General features: G+C 66.7%; 16 protein-coding genes. 9 read left to right on the plus strand and 7 right to left on the minus strand.

Features of this window, described 5'->3' with window-relative positions; all coding sequences use genetic code 11:
- Positions 1 to 16: 16 nt before the first annotated feature.
- On the minus strand, positions 17 to 691 hold the full coding sequence (locus ASD34_RS02425) for a Crp/Fnr family transcriptional regulator (RefSeq protein WP_056572305.1): 675 nt from the start codon (positions 689 to 691) through the stop codon (positions 17 to 19).
- 181 nt (positions 692 to 872) lie between these two features.
- Between ASD34_RS02425 and trxB the strand changes: the two genes are divergently transcribed.
- The 3 genes from trxB to rpmG all read left to right on the plus strand — a co-directional run bounded on the left by trxB (position 873) and on the right by rpmG (position 2,489).
- The gene (trxB, locus tag ASD34_RS02430) at positions 873 to 1,823 is read left to right on the plus strand and encodes a thioredoxin-disulfide reductase (RefSeq protein ID WP_056572306.1); all 951 of its coding nucleotides are present in this window, start codon (positions 873 to 875) and stop codon (positions 1,821 to 1,823) included.
- Between the two features lie 247 nt (positions 1,824 to 2,070).
- Positions 2,071 to 2,304 carry a 50S ribosomal protein L28 gene (gene rpmB / locus ASD34_RS02435; RefSeq protein WP_007830293.1) on the plus strand — a complete coding sequence of 78 codons (234 nt, stop codon included), beginning with the start codon at positions 2,071 to 2,073 and terminating at the stop codon, positions 2,302 to 2,304.
- An 11-nt stretch (positions 2,305 to 2,315) separates the two neighbouring features.
- Complete coding sequence (rpmG, locus tag ASD34_RS02440) at positions 2,316 to 2,489, plus strand: 50S ribosomal protein L33 (protein ID WP_007830291.1); 174 nt, start codon at positions 2,316 to 2,318, stop codon at positions 2,487 to 2,489.
- 162 nt (positions 2,490 to 2,651) lie between these two features.
- On the opposite strand, the gene ASD34_RS02445 is transcribed toward rpmG, so the two are convergent.
- From ASD34_RS02445 to ASD34_RS02455, 3 genes are all read right to left on the minus strand, one after another.
- Positions 2,652 to 3,866: a fatty acid desaturase gene (locus tag ASD34_RS02445; protein ID WP_056572307.1), complete on the minus strand. Its 1,215-nt coding sequence runs from the start codon at positions 3,864 to 3,866 to the stop codon at positions 2,652 to 2,654.
- Between the two features lie 135 nt (positions 3,867 to 4,001).
- Positions 4,002 to 5,273 (minus strand): RsmB/NOP family class I SAM-dependent RNA methyltransferase, encoded by a 1,272-nt coding sequence (locus tag ASD34_RS02450; protein ID WP_056572308.1) that lies wholly within the window; start codon positions 5,271 to 5,273, stop codon positions 4,002 to 4,004.
- A gap of 43 nt (positions 5,274 to 5,316) precedes the next feature.
- Positions 5,317 to 7,170: a M48 family metalloprotease gene (locus ASD34_RS02455; protein ID WP_056572309.1), complete on the minus strand. Its 1,854-nt coding sequence runs from the start codon at positions 7,168 to 7,170 to the stop codon at positions 5,317 to 5,319.
- Positions 7,171 to 7,226: 56 nt separating this feature from the next.
- Between ASD34_RS02455 and ASD34_RS02460 the strand changes: the two genes are divergently transcribed.
- The gene (locus tag ASD34_RS02460) at positions 7,227 to 7,475 is read left to right on the plus strand and encodes a DUF1653 domain-containing protein (protein WP_056572311.1); all 249 of its coding nucleotides are present in this window, start codon (positions 7,227 to 7,229) and stop codon (positions 7,473 to 7,475) included.
- Here the strand turns inward: ASD34_RS02460 and ASD34_RS02465 are convergent.
- Both ASD34_RS02465 and purN read right to left on the minus strand, forming a co-directional pair.
- Positions 7,463 to 7,792: an I78 family peptidase inhibitor gene (locus tag ASD34_RS02465; RefSeq protein WP_056572313.1), complete on the minus strand. Its 330-nt coding sequence runs from the start codon at positions 7,790 to 7,792 to the stop codon at positions 7,463 to 7,465. The two genes, ASD34_RS02460 and ASD34_RS02465, sit on opposite strands and share 13 nt — an antisense overlap.
- A 38-nt stretch (positions 7,793 to 7,830) precedes the next feature.
- Positions 7,831 to 8,427 carry a phosphoribosylglycinamide formyltransferase gene (gene purN, locus ASD34_RS02470; protein ID WP_056572316.1) on the minus strand — a complete coding sequence of 199 codons (597 nt, stop codon included), beginning with the start codon at positions 8,425 to 8,427 and terminating at the stop codon, positions 7,831 to 7,833.
- A 172-nt stretch (positions 8,428 to 8,599) separates the two neighbouring features.
- Between purN and ASD34_RS02475 the strand changes: the two genes are divergently transcribed.
- From ASD34_RS02475 to ASD34_RS02490, 4 genes are all read left to right on the plus strand, one after another.
- On the plus strand, positions 8,600 to 9,781 hold the full coding sequence (locus tag ASD34_RS02475; RefSeq protein WP_056572318.1) for an acyl-CoA dehydrogenase family protein: 1,182 nt from the start codon (positions 8,600 to 8,602) through the stop codon (positions 9,779 to 9,781).
- A 12-nt stretch (positions 9,782 to 9,793) separates the two neighbouring features.
- Positions 9,794 to 10,921 (plus strand): acyl-CoA dehydrogenase family protein, encoded by a 1,128-nt coding sequence (locus ASD34_RS02480; RefSeq protein WP_056572320.1) that lies wholly within the window; start codon positions 9,794 to 9,796, stop codon positions 10,919 to 10,921.
- A gap of 96 nt (positions 10,922 to 11,017) precedes the next feature.
- Complete coding sequence (locus ASD34_RS02485) at positions 11,018 to 12,376, plus strand: alpha/beta fold hydrolase (protein ID WP_056572321.1); 1,359 nt, start codon at positions 11,018 to 11,020, stop codon at positions 12,374 to 12,376.
- 6 nt (positions 12,377 to 12,382) lie between these two features.
- Positions 12,383 to 13,168, plus strand: coding sequence for an enoyl-CoA hydratase (locus ASD34_RS02490; RefSeq protein ID WP_056572324.1), 786 nt, complete (start codon positions 12,383 to 12,385; stop codon positions 13,166 to 13,168).
- A gap of 34 nt (positions 13,169 to 13,202) precedes the next feature.
- Here ASD34_RS02490 and ASD34_RS02495 read toward each other — a convergent pair whose 3' ends face one another.
- Positions 13,203 to 13,763, minus strand: a complete 561-nt coding sequence (locus ASD34_RS02495; RefSeq protein ID WP_056572326.1) for an HNH endonuclease — start codon at positions 13,761 to 13,763, stop codon at positions 13,203 to 13,205.
- Positions 13,764 to 13,928: 165 nt separating this feature from the next.
- On the opposite strand from ASD34_RS02495, the gene ASD34_RS02500 reads away from it, so the two are divergent.
- Positions 13,929 to 14,966, plus strand: coding sequence for a bifunctional riboflavin kinase/FAD synthetase (locus ASD34_RS02500; RefSeq protein ID WP_056572328.1), 1,038 nt, complete (start codon positions 13,929 to 13,931; stop codon positions 14,964 to 14,966).
- The last annotated feature ends 31 nt before the right edge of the window (positions 14,967 to 14,997 follow it).

The following is a 14,997-nucleotide window of genomic DNA, read 5'->3' on the forward strand; positions in this document are numbered from 1 at the left end:
CGCCCGGCCTATGGGCTCAGGTCAGCGTCAGGAGCCGGTCCTTGATGATCACCGAGCCGTCTTCCTGGGACTGCACGAAGCCGCGCTCTTCCAGATCCTTCATGACGCGACTCACCATCTCGCGCGACGCGCCGACCATCTTGGCCAGGTCCTGGCGGGAGATCTTGTCGCGGACCTTGAGATTACCCAGGCCGTCCTGGCTGGCGAACTCGAGCAGCGCGCGGGCCACTCGGCCGTACACGTCCATCAGCGCCAGCGACTCGATCTTGCGGTCGGCGTGGCGCAGGCGCTGCACCAGGCCGCGCATGATGTTGTAAGCCATCGAGGAGTTCTCGGGCAGGCAGCGCGCGAAGGCGTCGCGACCCAGCATGAGCACATCGCACTGGATTTCGGTGCGCACGGTGGCCGAATGCGGCTCGTCGTCGATCAGGCTCATCTCGCCGAGATAGTCACCGGGATGCAGCGTGGCCAGGATCACCTCGCGGCCGCGGCTGTCGGCGCTCGTGACGCGGGCACGGCCGGTGAGGATGATATATAGCGCATCGGATTTCTTGCCCTGCTCCACGACGACCTCGGCGCGTTTGAAACGCTTCTTGATGATCGCATCCGCAATGCTTGCGGACTGCGAGGCCGTCAACGACGCGAACAAGGGAACGCGCCGAAGCAATTCAAGGTTGGACAGCATCGACATTAATCAATCCCTGAAACAGCACGCTGATGTGATCCTGATGCCGAGCCCATGGATTACTACAATCGCGCGCATTGAAAACACCGTGCACCCGGTGTTGAACCGGGCGGTGATACTCCCCACGTATCGCTACCACCCTGAAAATGTACACGCTGACGCAGCGTCCATCCTAGGTTTTCTACTCATGTCCGCACCCCAACACGCCAAGGTTCTCATTCTGGGCTCCGGCCCGGCCGGCTACACCGCCGCCGTCTACGCCGCACGCGCCAACCTCCAGCCTTTGCTCATCACGGGCATCGCGCAAGGCGGCCAACTCATGACCACGACCGAGGTCGACAACTGGCCGGCCGACGTGCACGGCGTCCAGGGCCCGGAGCTGATGCAACGCTTTCTCGAACACGCCGAACGCTTCAAGACGCAGATCGTGTTCGACCACATCAACAAGGTCGACCTGAGCCAGCGCCCGTTCACGCTCACGGGCGACAGCGGCTCCTACACCTGCGATTCGCTGATCATCGCCACAGGCGCATCGGCCAAGTACCTGGGCCTGGATTCCGAAGAAAAGTTCATGGGCCGCGGCGTCTCCGCCTGCGCGACCTGCGACGGTTTCTTCTACCGCGAGCAAGAGGTCTGCGTGATCGGCGGCGGCAACACGGCCGTCGAAGAAGCGCTGTACCTCTCCAACATCGCAAACAAGGTGACGCTCGTGCATCGCCGCGACAAGTTCCGCGCCGAGCCCATCCTGATCGACAAGGTCATGGAAAAAGTGGCCGAAGGCAAGATCGAACTGAAGCTGCACAGCGAGCTCGACCAGGTGCTCGGCGACGACACGGGCGTGACGGGCATCCGCATCAAGAACGCACAGACTGGCGCCACCGAAGAGATCACGCTCAAGGGCTGCTTCATCGCGATCGGCCACCATCCAAACACCGACATCTTCCAGGGCCAGCTGGAAATGAAGGACAACTACATCGTGACCCGCTCGGGCCTGAAGGGCTTTGCGACGATGACCAGCGTGCCCGGCGTGTTCGCCGCCGGCGACGTGCAGGACAACATTTACCGTCAGGCCATCACGAGCGCCGGCACGGGCTGCATGGCCGCCCTCGACGCGCAGCGCTTCCTCGAGGAGCACTGAGGCCTTCCTCGCGTACGGGACACCGGCCCGCCGGGCCTGGTTTCCCGCATCTGCGTCCCTGCCGGCCCAGCCGACCCCGAAAGGGCTATAATCCGAGGCTTTGCCGAAATAAGGTCCAGCTCCTATCGGGAGTCGGGTTGCGGCAAATCCGGGGTACCGCCACCCGTTTCTGGCGAGGTCAAGCTGCAAAACACCCTGCAATCGCCCTGATTGCGCCGGTGCCAGCTGTTCAAGAAAGAGTGTCCACATGGCACGCGTATGCGACGTAACGGGCAAAGGCCCGATGGTCGGAAACAACGTTTCCCACGCCAACAACAAAACCAAGCGCCGGTTCCTGCCGAACCTGCAATATCGCCGTTTCTGGGTCGAGACCGAAAATCGCTGGGTTCGCCTGCGCGTTTCGAGCGCTGCACTGCGCCTGATCGACAAGAACGGTATCGATGCCGTGCTCGCAGACCTGCGTGCCCGCGGCCAAGCTTAAGGAGCTGAATCATGGCAACGAGCAAAGGCGGACGCGAAAAGATCAAGCTGGAATCCACCGCGGGTACCGGCCACTTCTACACGACGAGCAAGAACAAGAAGACGATGCCTGAAAAGATGTCGATCATGAAGTTCGACCCCAAGGCACGCAAGCACGTCGAATACAAGGAAATCAAGCTGAAGTAATTCAGCCTGCTCTCCCAAAAAACCCGCTGCTCACCAGCGGGTTTTTTATTGCCTGTCATTTTTGCAAAAGCAGAAAAAGCAGGCGCAAAAAAAGCCGACCCTCAGGTCGGCTTCTTTATTGAGCGAGAGCAACAGCGCGCGAGGCGCTGCCCCTTTGCTTCGTCAAGCGCGTGCAGCGCGCAGGCGGGTCGAGAACTCGCGCAGGCCGGCGATGCCGCTGGCTTCCGCACGGTGGCACCAGGCCGCCAGATCGGCCGCCAGCTGCTCGCGCGATTGCGAGGTGTTCAACCAGAGCTGACGCAGCTCTTCGCGCATCGTGACCATCTTGTCGAGCACTGGGTGCGCGGCACGGGCCTGCACCAGATGGGTGCGCGCCGAGGCGGGCACCTTGTCGTCGTCGCGATGCAGCCAGCGCTTGGCGGCCTTGAGCACCGACAGGTCGGCGCCCTTGGCCTTCAGCACCGCGATTTCCTCGCTGGTCGCACGGCGCATTTCGCGGGCGTAGCCGGCCATCACTTCGTAGCGGTTGGCAATGACGGCCTCGAGCGTCTTCTCGTTGGCCACGGGCTGGATGTCGCCCATCTGCATCTTTGGCGGCACCTTCTTGACCTTGGCCCAGCCGAGCTTCTGGAACACCTGGATGTAGACCCAGCCGATGTCGAACTCGTACTTCTTGACCGAGAACTTTGCCGAAGTCGGGTACGTGTGGTGGTTGTTGTGCAGCTCTTCGCCACCGATGATCAGGCCCCAGGGCATGATGTTGCGGCTGGCGTCGGCCGCCTCGAAGTTGCGGTAGCCCCAGTAGTGGCCGATGCCGTTGATGATGCCGGCGGCGGTGATCGGGATCCAGAGCATCTGGACCGCCCACACGGTCAGGCCGAGCGCGCCGAACAGCGCCAGGTTGATCACCAGCATCAGGCCCACGCCTTGCCAGCTGTAGCGCGTGTACAGGTTGCGCTCGATCCAGTCATCGGGCGTGCCGTGACCGTAGCGCTCCATCGTTTCCTTGTTCTTCGATTCCTTGCGGTACAGCTCGGCGCCGCGCCAGAAGACTTCGTCGATGCCCTTGACCTGCGGGCTGTGCGGGTCGTCGGCGGTTTCGCATTTCGCGTGGTGCTTGCGGTGGATGGCGACCCATTCCTTCGTCACCATGCCGGTGCCGAGCCAGAGCCAGAAACGGAAGAAGTGCGAGGGGATCGGACCGAGGTCCATCGCCTTGTGCGTCTGCGTGCGGTGCAGAAAAATCGTCACCGCTGCGATGGTGATGTGCGTAGTGACGAGCGTGTACAGCACGACTTGCCACCAGGCAATGTCCCACAGGCCGTGTCCGAGCCATTGGATGACCGCGTTCAGAACGGCGGAGTCAGGAAGCATCATTGAGTCAGGTACTCCATGGCCACACGAAGGTGCAGCCTTCAGTAAGTAACCCGCGATTTTAGGATGTCAGGGCCAAAACGAGGCCTTTTGTCCTTTTGTCACACCGCAGATTTACCCTAGTTTGGAGCCCCCTCCCTATTTCCGGTTCCACACGGCGGCAAAAAATCCATCGGTGGCGTGGCGATGAGGCCACAAACGCAGGTAGCGCCGGCCATCTTCCCCGCCCGCGCAAAGGGTCTCGGCGCCCTCCACCTTGAGGCTCTGGAGCAATTCCGCCGCGTCCACGGGCTCGAAATCGGGGTTCGCGACGGAAAAAGCTTCCGCGATGGCCTCGTTTTCCTCCGGCAGGACGCTGCAGGTGGCGTACACCAGCCGACCGCCCGACTTCACCAGCCGCGCCGCGCTTTGCAGGATGGCGGTCTGCTTGGCCGTCAGTTCAGCCACCGACTTGGCCGATTGCCGCCATTTGAGGTCCGGGTTGCGGCGCAGCGTGCCGAGCCCCGAACAGGGCGCGTCGACCAGCACGCGGTCGATCTTGCCGGCCAGGCGCTTGATCCGGTCGTCGCGCTCGTGGGCAATCGCGGCCGGATGCACATTCGAGAGCTTGCTGCGCGCCAGCCGCGGCTTGAGCGCGTCCAGGCGGTGGGCCGACGTGTCGAAGGCGTAGAGCCGGCCGGTGTTGCGCATGGTCGCGCCAATGGCCAGGGTCTTGCCGCCGGCGCCGGCGCAGAAATCGACCACCATTTCGCCGCGCTTGGCGTCCAGCAGCAGCGCGAGCAGCTGGGAGCCCTCGTCCTGCACCTCGATGGCGCCGCGCACGAACGCGTCGAGCTTGGTCAGCGCCGGCTTGCCGTCGATGCGCAAGCCCCAGGGCGAAAACGGCGTCACTTCAGATTTGATAGCAGCCTTCGCAAGCTCTGCCTTCACTTCCGAGCGTTTGTCCGTGAAAGCATTGACGCGCAGATCGAGCGGCGCCGGCTGCTGCAGGCTCTCGACCATCGGCCAGAAGCCATCGCCCAGCTGCGCCTTGAGCGGTGCGACCAGCCATTCGGGCAGGTTGTGGCGATGGCGTTCGAGCAGGTCATCGGGCTTGACGGCGTCGCAGTTGTCGAGCCAGCGCTTCTCGGTGTCGTTGAGCGCGCTCTTCAGGAAGTCGCGCGGGCCATGAAAGCCCAGGATCGCCATGCGGCGCTCCTTCGAACCGCTGCCCGAGGGCGACAGGTGATCGAACAGCAGCTTCTTGCGAAGCACGGTGTAGACGGTCTCGGCGAGCGTCGCGCGCTCGCGCGGGCCGAACTCGCGGTGGTCGCGGAAAAAGCGCGAAACGACCTGGTCGGCCGGGTGATCGAATTTCAGGACCAGGCCGACCAGATCGGCGGTGGCCTCCAACAGGGCTTTGGGATGCATAGCCCCGATTGTCTCAGCCGGCCGGTCTTGCGGCCGAAACGCCTCAGGCGCCGCGCACCCAGACGGTCCCGAATGCCTGCCGCTCGATGTCTTCCAGCGTGGGCGAATGCCCCGCCCAGAGCACCAGCGCCGCCCCCGGCAGGGTCAGGGTCTGTTCGAGCTCGCGGCACAGGTGCCACCGGTCCTCGTCGCCGAGTCCCGGCACCTCGATGAACACGATATAGGCCCGCCGCCAGGCGAATTCGCGCAGGTTCTTGCGCACCACCCACATCCGCGACACAGGCAGGCAGCGCACGATGTCGGCGCGCAGTTCGCCCAGTTCGTGGTCGTTCAGGTCGTGGTGCGAGATCTGGCTGAAGAATGGCGTGTCGGTGATCTCCTCCCAGGCGCGCGCCTCGGCCTCCTCCGCTTCCTTGAGCCGCGCGCGCCACAGCTTGAGCCCCTGCTCGTCGTGCGGCCCCGCCTCGGCGTCTTCGAGCGAGGCGACGGCGTTCTTGGCCGCCCACCAGCGACTGGCCACGCCCGACTGGTGCAGCCGTTCGAGCACGGCCAGGCGCTCGGTGCGCTCGCGCACAGGCAGCATCTGGGCCAGCCCGCGCAGCGCGCCCGGGTGATCCGGCGCGATCCGCAGCGCGCTTTCGTAGCGCGCGCGCACCGGCGCCGTTGGGTCGAGCCGGCGCTCGGCGTCGGCCCACTCGACCATCTCGTCGGGCGTGTTGCGCTCGCCGCGGCCCGCCAGCACCGCGATGCGCTCACGGATGCGCGAGCGGTGCGCGTGATGCTGCTTCCAGTCGGCCGCGTGGGCGCGGCGCCAGGCGTTGTCGAAGTGGGAGATCCACTTGTGCTTGTCAGCCAGCATGTCGAGCGCGGGCCGCTGCGACCAGGCCGGCAGCGCGGCCTTCTGGTTCAGCGCTTCCAGTCGGTCGCGCAGCACCGGATGGGTGTCGTCCAGGTCGCTGACACGGCGCATCGCCTCGCGCAGCGCCTGGCGCGCGAACTCCTCGCTCGGCGGCGTGCGGGCGCGCTGCCGCAAGGCAGCGAAGGGGCCGGGCGGCAGCGGCTCGCGCTCGGCGCGCGCCCAATGCCAGGGCCAGAACTCGCTGGCGTACCAGTTGCCCCTGATGGCCACTTCGGTGAGCGCGGCCGCGGCCACCGCCGTGCCGAGCAGCCGGCCCGAGATGCGGTCGGCCTCGTACTCGTCCTGGCGCGCCAGCGCGAACGTCTTGGCGGCAAAGCGCGGAAAGTACCAGCGAAAGAAGGCCTGCGACACCAGCGCCATCACGCCCTCGTCGCGCTGCAGGCTGGCATCGAGCCGCAGCCACGACAGCCGCGTGCGGTAGATCCAGGCGCTGAGCCGGCCGTGGTTGCCGCGCAGGTGCCCGTATTCGTGGGCCAGCACCGACAGCAGGCGCTGCCGGTCCAGCATCATCAGCAGCGGCAGGCCGACGCTCAGCGAATTGAGCGCGCCGCCGAACAGGCCAAACCGCGGCACCTGGCGGATGCTGGCGTTGAAGTTGTCGTCCAGGTAGACGCGATGCACCGGCGGTCCCTTGATGCGCTCGCGGATGCGGTCCAGCGCCTCGAACAACCCAGGCGCGTCGGCGCGCGTGAGCGGCTCGCCATCGGGCTCGTCGAAATGCACCCAGAGCGCACGCAAGGTCGCCCACAACAGGCCCAGCGCGAACAGCAGCAGCCAGCCGCGGGTGAAGTTGAAGCGCCCCTCGGCCACCGAGACGACCACCCAGGCCACAATGCCCACCGCCAGCCCCAGGCAGGCCAGCACCCAGAGGTAGCCGAGCGCGGCGAACGCCGCCACGCCACGCCGGTAGCGCGCGCTGTCGTCCGCACTCGCGTGCTCGCTCAGGCGAACCAGGTGAACAAAATCCGCTCGGTCCATCCGACTCCCGTCAAATACACATCCGACCGTTGTTATTCGAAGAAAGAAGCGCCCCGTTGAACGACGAAGACCTCCCTCCCCTGATCGAAACGCCCCCCGGTCGCTACCGCCACTACAAGGGCGGCGAGTACGACGTGATCGGCACCGTCCGCCACAGCGAGACGCTGGAGCCGATGACGCTGTACCGCGCCCTTTACGGTGCCCGCGGCCTGTGGGTCCGGCCCGCCGCGATGTTCGAGGAAACCATCGAACTCGATGGCCGGCGGCAACGCCGGTTCACCCCGATCGACGCTCAGCCGCAGTGAACGTCCTTGACGCGGCTGCGCGCGTCCACGCTGAGGTTGAGCCGGCCGGCGTTGAGTTCCATCGTCACGGCCTGGTTGGGCTTGAGCACCCGCACCGTACCGGCGCCAGCGCGTGCGCGCGCGGCCGCCTCGAGCTGAGGCGTGATCTGCTGGCCGACGGCAAAGCGGGCGCCTTCGGCGTTGCACTGGAAGACGGGTTCCGCCGGTGCGACAGGTGCGGCCGCAGCGGCACCCGGTGCCGGCGCAGGAGCCGGGGCGGCGCAGGCGGCCAGCAGGGCCATGGTGGCCAAGGTCAACAGTAGCGATTGGGTTTTCAAAGTTTTGTGCTCCCGAAAACCCGCGAATATAAACAACTTTAAGCTTTGTGACTCAATGTATCTGAAAGCCATCCAGCGATGGCGCGCGGATACAGCAGGTGCTCCTGGGACAGCACCCGGCCGGCCAGCGTGGCGGCCGTGTCGTCAGGCAGCACCGGCACCACGGCCTGCGCGAGGATGGGCCCGTGGTCGAGTTCGGCCGTGACCTGATGCACCGTCACCCCGGCCACCTTGCAACCGGCCTCGATGGCGCGCTGGTGCGTGTGCAGCCCCGGAAAAGCCGGCAGCAACGAGGGATGGATGTTCACCAGCCGCCCTTCGTAGCGCGCGACAAAACCCGGCGTCAGGATGCGCATGAAGCCCGCCAGCACCACCAGCGCCGGCGCATGGGCGTCGACCGCCTCCGCCAGCGCCGCGTCGAAGGCCTCACGGCTGTCGAAGGACTGGTGCGGCACCACGGCCGTGGCGATGCCGTGCGACCGGGCAAGCGCCAGCCCGCCGGCCTCCACCTTGTTGCTGATGACGGCGGCAATGCGGGCGCCAAAACGTTCGGCCCAGCGGTCGCGCTCGGCGGCACGCACGATGGCCGCCATGTTCGAGCCGCCGCCGGAGATCAGGATCACGATGTTCTTCATGGGAGGCCGGGATTATCCGTGCCCCGTCCAGACCGCCCGCACTGCCAGGACCTCGGCGCATCGCCAGGCTTGTCGCGACGCGGACACCGGATCGCAGCACGACCGTGCTAAAACTCGCAATTCCGGAGACGCCCCGCGTCTGCGGTGGACCGATCAACACAGCGAGGCACGCATGGATTTGAGCTTCACACCCGAAGAACAGAAGTTCCGCGAAGAAGTTCGCGCATGGGTCAAGGACAACCTCCCCCAGGAGATTTCGCACAAGGTGCACAACGCGCTCGAACTGACGCGCGACGATCTGCAAGGCTGGGCCAAGATCCTCGGCAAGAAGGGCTGGCTGGGCTACGGCTGGCCCAAGGAATTCGGCGGCCCCGGCTGGACCGCCGTGCAGCGCCACCTGTTCGAGGAAGAAACCGCCCTGGCCGGCGCGCCGCGCATCATCCCGTTCGGCCCCGTCATGGTGGCCCCGGTGATCATGGCCTTCGGCAACGCCGAGCAGCAAAAGCGCTTTCTCCCCGGCATCGCCAGCGGCGAAGTCTGGTGGAGCCAGGGCTACAGCGAACCCGGCTCGGGTTCCGACCTGGCCTCGGTCAAGACCAAGGCCGAGCGCAAGGGCGACAAGTACATCGTCAACGGCCAGAAGACCTGGACCACGCTCGGCCAGCACGGCGACTGGATGTTCAACCTCGTGCGCACCAGCAACGAAGGCAAGCCCCAGACCGGCATCAGCTTCCTGCTGCTGGACATGAAGTCGCCCGGCGTCACCGTGCGCCCGATCAAGCTGATCGACGGCGGCCATGAGGTGAACGAAGTGTTCTTCGACAACGTCGAAGTGCCCGCAGAAAACCTCATCGGCGAAGAGAACAAGGGCTGGACCTACGCCAAGCACCTGCTCTCGCACGAGCGCACCAACATCGCCGACGTGAACCGCGCCAAGCGCGAGCTCGAGCGCCTCAAGCGCATCGCCAGGAGCGAAGGCGTGTACGACGACATGCGCTTCCGCGACGAGATCGCCAAGCTCGAAGTCGACATCGTCGCCCTCGAAATGATGGTGCTGCGCGTGCTCTCGGCCGCCACCTCGGGCAAGAACTCGCTCGACGTGGCCGGCCTGCTCAAGATCCGCGGCAGCGAGATCCAGCAGCGCTACGCCGAGCTGATGATGCTGGCCGGCGGTCCCTACTCGCTGCCGCTCATCCGCGAAGCCATGGAAGCCGGCTGGCAGGGCAACTTCCCCGGCGGCAACCCGGCGCTGGCACCGCTGGCATCGACCTTCTTCAACATGCGCAAGACCACGATCTACGGCGGCTCGAACGAAGTGCAGCGCAACATCGTGGCGCAAACCGTCCTGGGCTGAGGAGACACCAACATGGATTTCAATTTTTCGGAAGACCAGGACCAGCTGCGCGACGCCGTTCGCAAGTGGGTCGACAAGGGCTATGACTTCGAGCGCCGCCGCGGCATCGAGGCCAAGGGCGGCTTCTCTCGCGAGGCCTGGGACGAACTGGCCGAGCTCGGCCTGGGCGGCCTGTACATCAGCGAAGACGACGGCGGCCTGGGCATGGGCCCGGTGGCCGGCATGGTCGTGATGGAAGAATTGGGCCGCGGCATCGTGCTGGAGCCCTTCGCGCAGACGCTGATCGCCGGTGCCGTGCTCGGCGGCTACGCCGCTGCCGACACCAAGGACAGCTGGCTGCCGCGCATCGCGGGCGGCCAGGCCATCGTGGTGCTGGCCTACCAGGAGCGCAAGGCACGCTACCGCCTCGACGTGTGCGAGGCCACGGCCGTCAAGTCGGCGAACGGGAACGGAAATGGCTACTCGCTGACCGGCGCCAAGAGCGTGGTGCCCGTGGGCGACGAGGCCGATGCCTTCATCGTGCCCGCCAAGGTCGACGGCAAGATCGCCCTCTTCCTGGTCGAGCGCAGCGCCAGCGGCGTCGAAGCCCGCGGCTACGGCACGCAGGACGGCAGCCGCGCGGCCGAAGTCGTGTTCGACAAGGCCGACGCCACGCTGGTCACGGCCGACGGCCTGGCTGCGCTGGAATACGCGGTCGATGTCGGCATTGCCGCCACCTGCGCCGAAGCGGTCGGCGTGCTCGACAAGACGCTCGACGTCACGATCGACTACATGAACCAGCGCAAGCAGTTCGGCGTGGTCATCTCCAGCTTCCAGGCACTGCGCCACCGCGTCGCCGACATGAAGATGCAGCTGGAGCTGGCGCGCTCGATGAGCTACTACGCGACGCTCAAGCTCAACGCCCCGGCCGACGAACGCCGCCAGGCACTGGCCCGCGCCAAGTACCAGCTGGGCACGTCGATGCGCTACGTGGCCGCGAACTCGGTGCAGCTGCATGGCGGCATCGGCGTGACCGACGAGTACATCGGCAGCCACTACTTCCGCAAACTCACGCAGCTCGAGCTCACTTTCGGCGACACCCTGCACCACCTGGGTGAAGTGTCGGCCCGCATGGAGGACACGGCCGGTGTCTTCGCCTGACGGCTGTTTTTCTATAGCATCCAACGCCCGCCCGCCTTGCGCCGGCGGGCGTTTTCACTTGTGGGGCCCGAGCCCCTTGCCAGGAGAGAGACAGACATGCCTTCCCGCCGCACCCTGCTTGCCTTGGCCCTTGCCGGAGCCGCCGCCGTCACCTGGCTGACCGGCTGCGCCACCTCCGCCCCCTCTTCCACCGAGCGCCCACCCATCGTCTTCATGCACGGCAACGGCGACTCCGCCGCGCTGTGGCAGACCACGATCTGGCGCTTCGAATCGAACGGCTGGCCACGCGAGCGCCTCTTCGCGATCGACCAACCCTATCCACTGGCCCGCGACGACGATGCCGTTGCGCAGGCCGGGCGCAGCTCCACCGCCGAATCGGCCGCGTTCCTGCGCGCCGAGGTCGAGAAGGTGCTCAAGGCCACGGGCGCGCCCAAGGTCGTGCTGATCGGCAATTCGCGCGGCGGCAACACCATCCGCAACTACGTGCAGAACGGCGGCGGCGCGGCCGTGGTGAGCCACGTGGTGCTGGGCGGCAACCCGGCGCACGGCATCTGGAAGGTGAAGGGCCTGCGCGAGAACAACGAGTTCTCGGGGCTCTCGGCCTTCATGCAGCAGCTCAATGCGCCCAAGGGCCCGAACGGCGACGAGGTCACGCCCGGCGTGCAGTGGCTCACGCTGCGCTCCGACAACAACGACAAGTACGCTCAGCCCGACGGCGTGTGGATCGGCGCGCCCGGCAAGCCGACCAACATCGGCTTCGACGGGCCCGCCCTCAAGGGCGCGACCAACCTCGTGCTGCCGCGCGTCGACCACCGCGAGACCTCGTTCTCGCCGGCGGCCTTCGCGGCGACCTGGCGCTTCCTGACCGGCCAGGCGCCGGCCCGCACGGCGGTGGCGCCGGAATCGAAGGTCGTGCTCGACGGCCGCGCAATCGGCGCGGACAACCTGGCACTGGCCGGCGCGCGCGTCACGGTCTTTGCAGTCGACCCGGCCTCGGGCGCGCGGCGCGGCGAGGCGGTGCACCAGCAGACGGTCGGCGCCGACGGCCGCTGGGGCCCGTTCAGCGCGCAGCCCACGGCGCGCTACGAGTTCGTGCTCGACGTGCCCGGCCAGGGCACCACGCACATCTACCGCAGCCCGTTCGTGCGCAGCAGCGGCGTTGTCAACCTGCGGACCGAGCGCCTGGCGCCGGCCGAGAGCGGCGCGGGCGCGGTGGTCGTCTTCTCGCGCCCGCGCGGCTACTTCGATGCGCAGCGCGACACGATGCAATTCGACGGCCAGAGCCCGCCCGCTGGCGTGCCGGCCCAAGGCGCGGGGCAGTCGACGTCGCGGCTGCGCATCGCGGCCGGCGCGCCGCAGCGCACGGTCAGCGCCGAGTTCAACGGCGAACGCCTCACCGGCCTGAGCTGGCCTGCGGCGCAAGGGCACACGACGGTGCTCGAGCTGACGTACTGAACGGCCATGAACGACACGTCCCCCTTTGTCCTGACGGCACGCGACGCGCGCGGCGTGGTCACGCTGACGCTGAACCGCCCCGCTGCCTTCAACGCGCTCTCCGAAGGCATGCTGGGCGCGCTCGAACAGGCGCTCGGCGCCATCGCCGCCGATGACACGGTGCGCGCCGTCGTCATCGCGGCGGCGGGCAAGGCCTTCTGCGCGGGCCACGACCTGAAGGAGATGCGCGCCGACCCCTCGCTCGGCTACTACCAGCAGCTGTTCGACCGGTGCGGCGCGATGATGCTGTCGATCCAGCGGCTGCCCGTGCCGGTGATCGCGCGCGTGCACGGCATCGCGACCGCCGCCGGCTGCCAGCTGGTCGCCGTGTGCGACCTGGCGGTGGCGTCGAGCGACGCGCGCTTTGCCGTCAGCGGCGTCAACGTGGGGCTGTTCTGCGCCACGCCGGGCGTCACGCTGTCGCGCAATCTCGGGCGCAAGCAAGCCTTCGAGATGCTGGTGACGGGCGAATTCATCAGCGCCGACGAAGCGCGCGAGAAAGGCCTGGTCAACCGGGTCGCGCCGCCCGAAGGGCTCGACGCCGCCGTCGAGGCACTGGTCGCCAGCATCGTCGCCAAGCCCCGCACGGCACTCGCGCTGGGCAAGGCGTTGTTCTATCGCCAGCTCGAGACCGGCATCGAGGCCGCGCTGGCCGACGCGAGCCAGACCATGGCCTGCAACATGATGGACGAGAGCGCGCTGGAAGGCGTGCAGGCCTTCATCGAGAAACGGCCGCCGGCCTGGAAAGGCTGAATCAAGAAAGAGGCTCGAAGCCTCTTTTTTGATTTCAGGTGTCGTGCAACCGGGACGACTGCGGCAGGTGCGCCATCAAAAACTCCATCTGGTCCGCCAGGATGCGGCGGTTGCGCAGGATGAAGTCTTCCCACAGGCTCGGCACGTAGGGCGCGTACAGGAGCGGCATGTTCGCCTGCTCGGGCGTGCGGCTGCTCTTGCGGTGGTTGCAGGGCTTGCAGGCCGTGACCACGTTCATCCAGGTGTCGATGCCGCGCTGCGCGAACGGAATGATGTGCTCGCGCGTGAGTTCGTCTTCGTGGAAATGGCCGCCGCAGTACGCGCAGATGTTGCGGTCGCGCGAGAACAGCTTGCTGTTGGTCAGGCCCGGACGCTGCGCGAAGGGGTTGATGCGCGGCACGCCCTTGGTGCCGATGATGCTGTTGATCGCGATCTGCGACTGCTCGCCCGTGACCGCGTTGTGGCCGCCACGGAACACGGCGACCTGCGCGCCCACTTCCCAGCGGACTTCGTCCGCTGCGTAGTGGATCACCGCCTGTTCCAGCGATATCCATGACTGGGGCAGCCCTTGGGCCGACAGCTTCAAGACCTTCACACACGCCTCCTCGAAACGAGAAAAACACGCAGAGACCAGAGACTCGGAATGCGTTGGCGACTCACGCCAGCCCACCCACTGCGTCACAATATACCGGCTTTGTGACAAATCGGCCTGATTTGCCCATACGACGGGCATCAGGCGCTATCAAAAAGATACTCTCCCATGCAGGTTTTCCGCGGCTTCCGACACCCGGGCGTAGCTCCGGCCTGCGCCCTCACGATCGGCAATTTCGACGGCGTCCACCGCGGCCACCAGGCCATGCTGGCGCTGCTGCAGACCGAGGCCCGCCATCGCGGGCTGCCCAGCTGCGTGCTGACCTTCGAGCCGCACCCGCGCGACTATTTCGCCGCCATCACCAAGAAACCCGACCTGGCCCCGGCGCGCATCGGCACGCTGCGCGACAAGCTGACCGAGCTGGCGTCCTGCGGCGTCGACCAGACCATCGTGCTGCCCTTCGACGGCCGGCTGGCGTCCCAGTCGCCCGAGGCCTTCATCCAGAACGTGCTGATCGACGGACTGGGCGCGCGCTACGTGCTGGTGGGCGACGACTTCCGCTTCGGCGCCAAGCGCGCCGGCGACTACGCCATGCTCGATGCGGCCGGTGAAACCCACGGGTTCGACGTGGCGCGCATGAACAGCTACGAGGTGCACGGCCTGCGGGTGTCCAGTTCGGCCGTGCGCGAGGCGCTGGCCGAAGGCCGCATGGCCGACGCCCACACGCTGCTGGGCCGCCCGTACACGATCTCGGGCCACGTGGTCCACGGCCGCAAGCTGGGCCGGGCGCTGGGCGCTTCGTCGCCGGGCAAGGACGACGGCTTTCGCACGCTCAACTTGCGCTTCAAGCACTGGAAACCGGCCGCCAGCGGCATCTTCGCGGTGCTGGTGCACGGCCTGGCCGACCAGCCGCTGCCCGGCGTGGCCAACCTCGGCGTGCGGCCGTCGCTGGACGCCAACGACGTCAACGGCGGGCGCGTGCTGCTCGAGACGCATTGCCTGGAGTGGCCCTCGCATCTGGGGGCCGAAGGGGCCTACGGTAAAATCGTCCGCGTGGAACTCCTGCACAAACTGCACGACGAATTGCGCTACACCAGCCTCGAAGCCCTCACTGCGGGCATCGCGAAGGATGGTCGCGACGCACGCGCGTTCTTCGCATCGACCCACGCCGAGACCCACCGCCAGACCACGCGCGACCGAATTTAGCCCTGCACGCCCCGTGCTGCCGCCCTTCGAC

Source organism: Variovorax sp. Root473 (genome assembly GCF_001426505.1).
Classification (GTDB): domain Bacteria; phylum Pseudomonadota; class Gammaproteobacteria; order Burkholderiales; family Burkholderiaceae_C; genus Variovorax.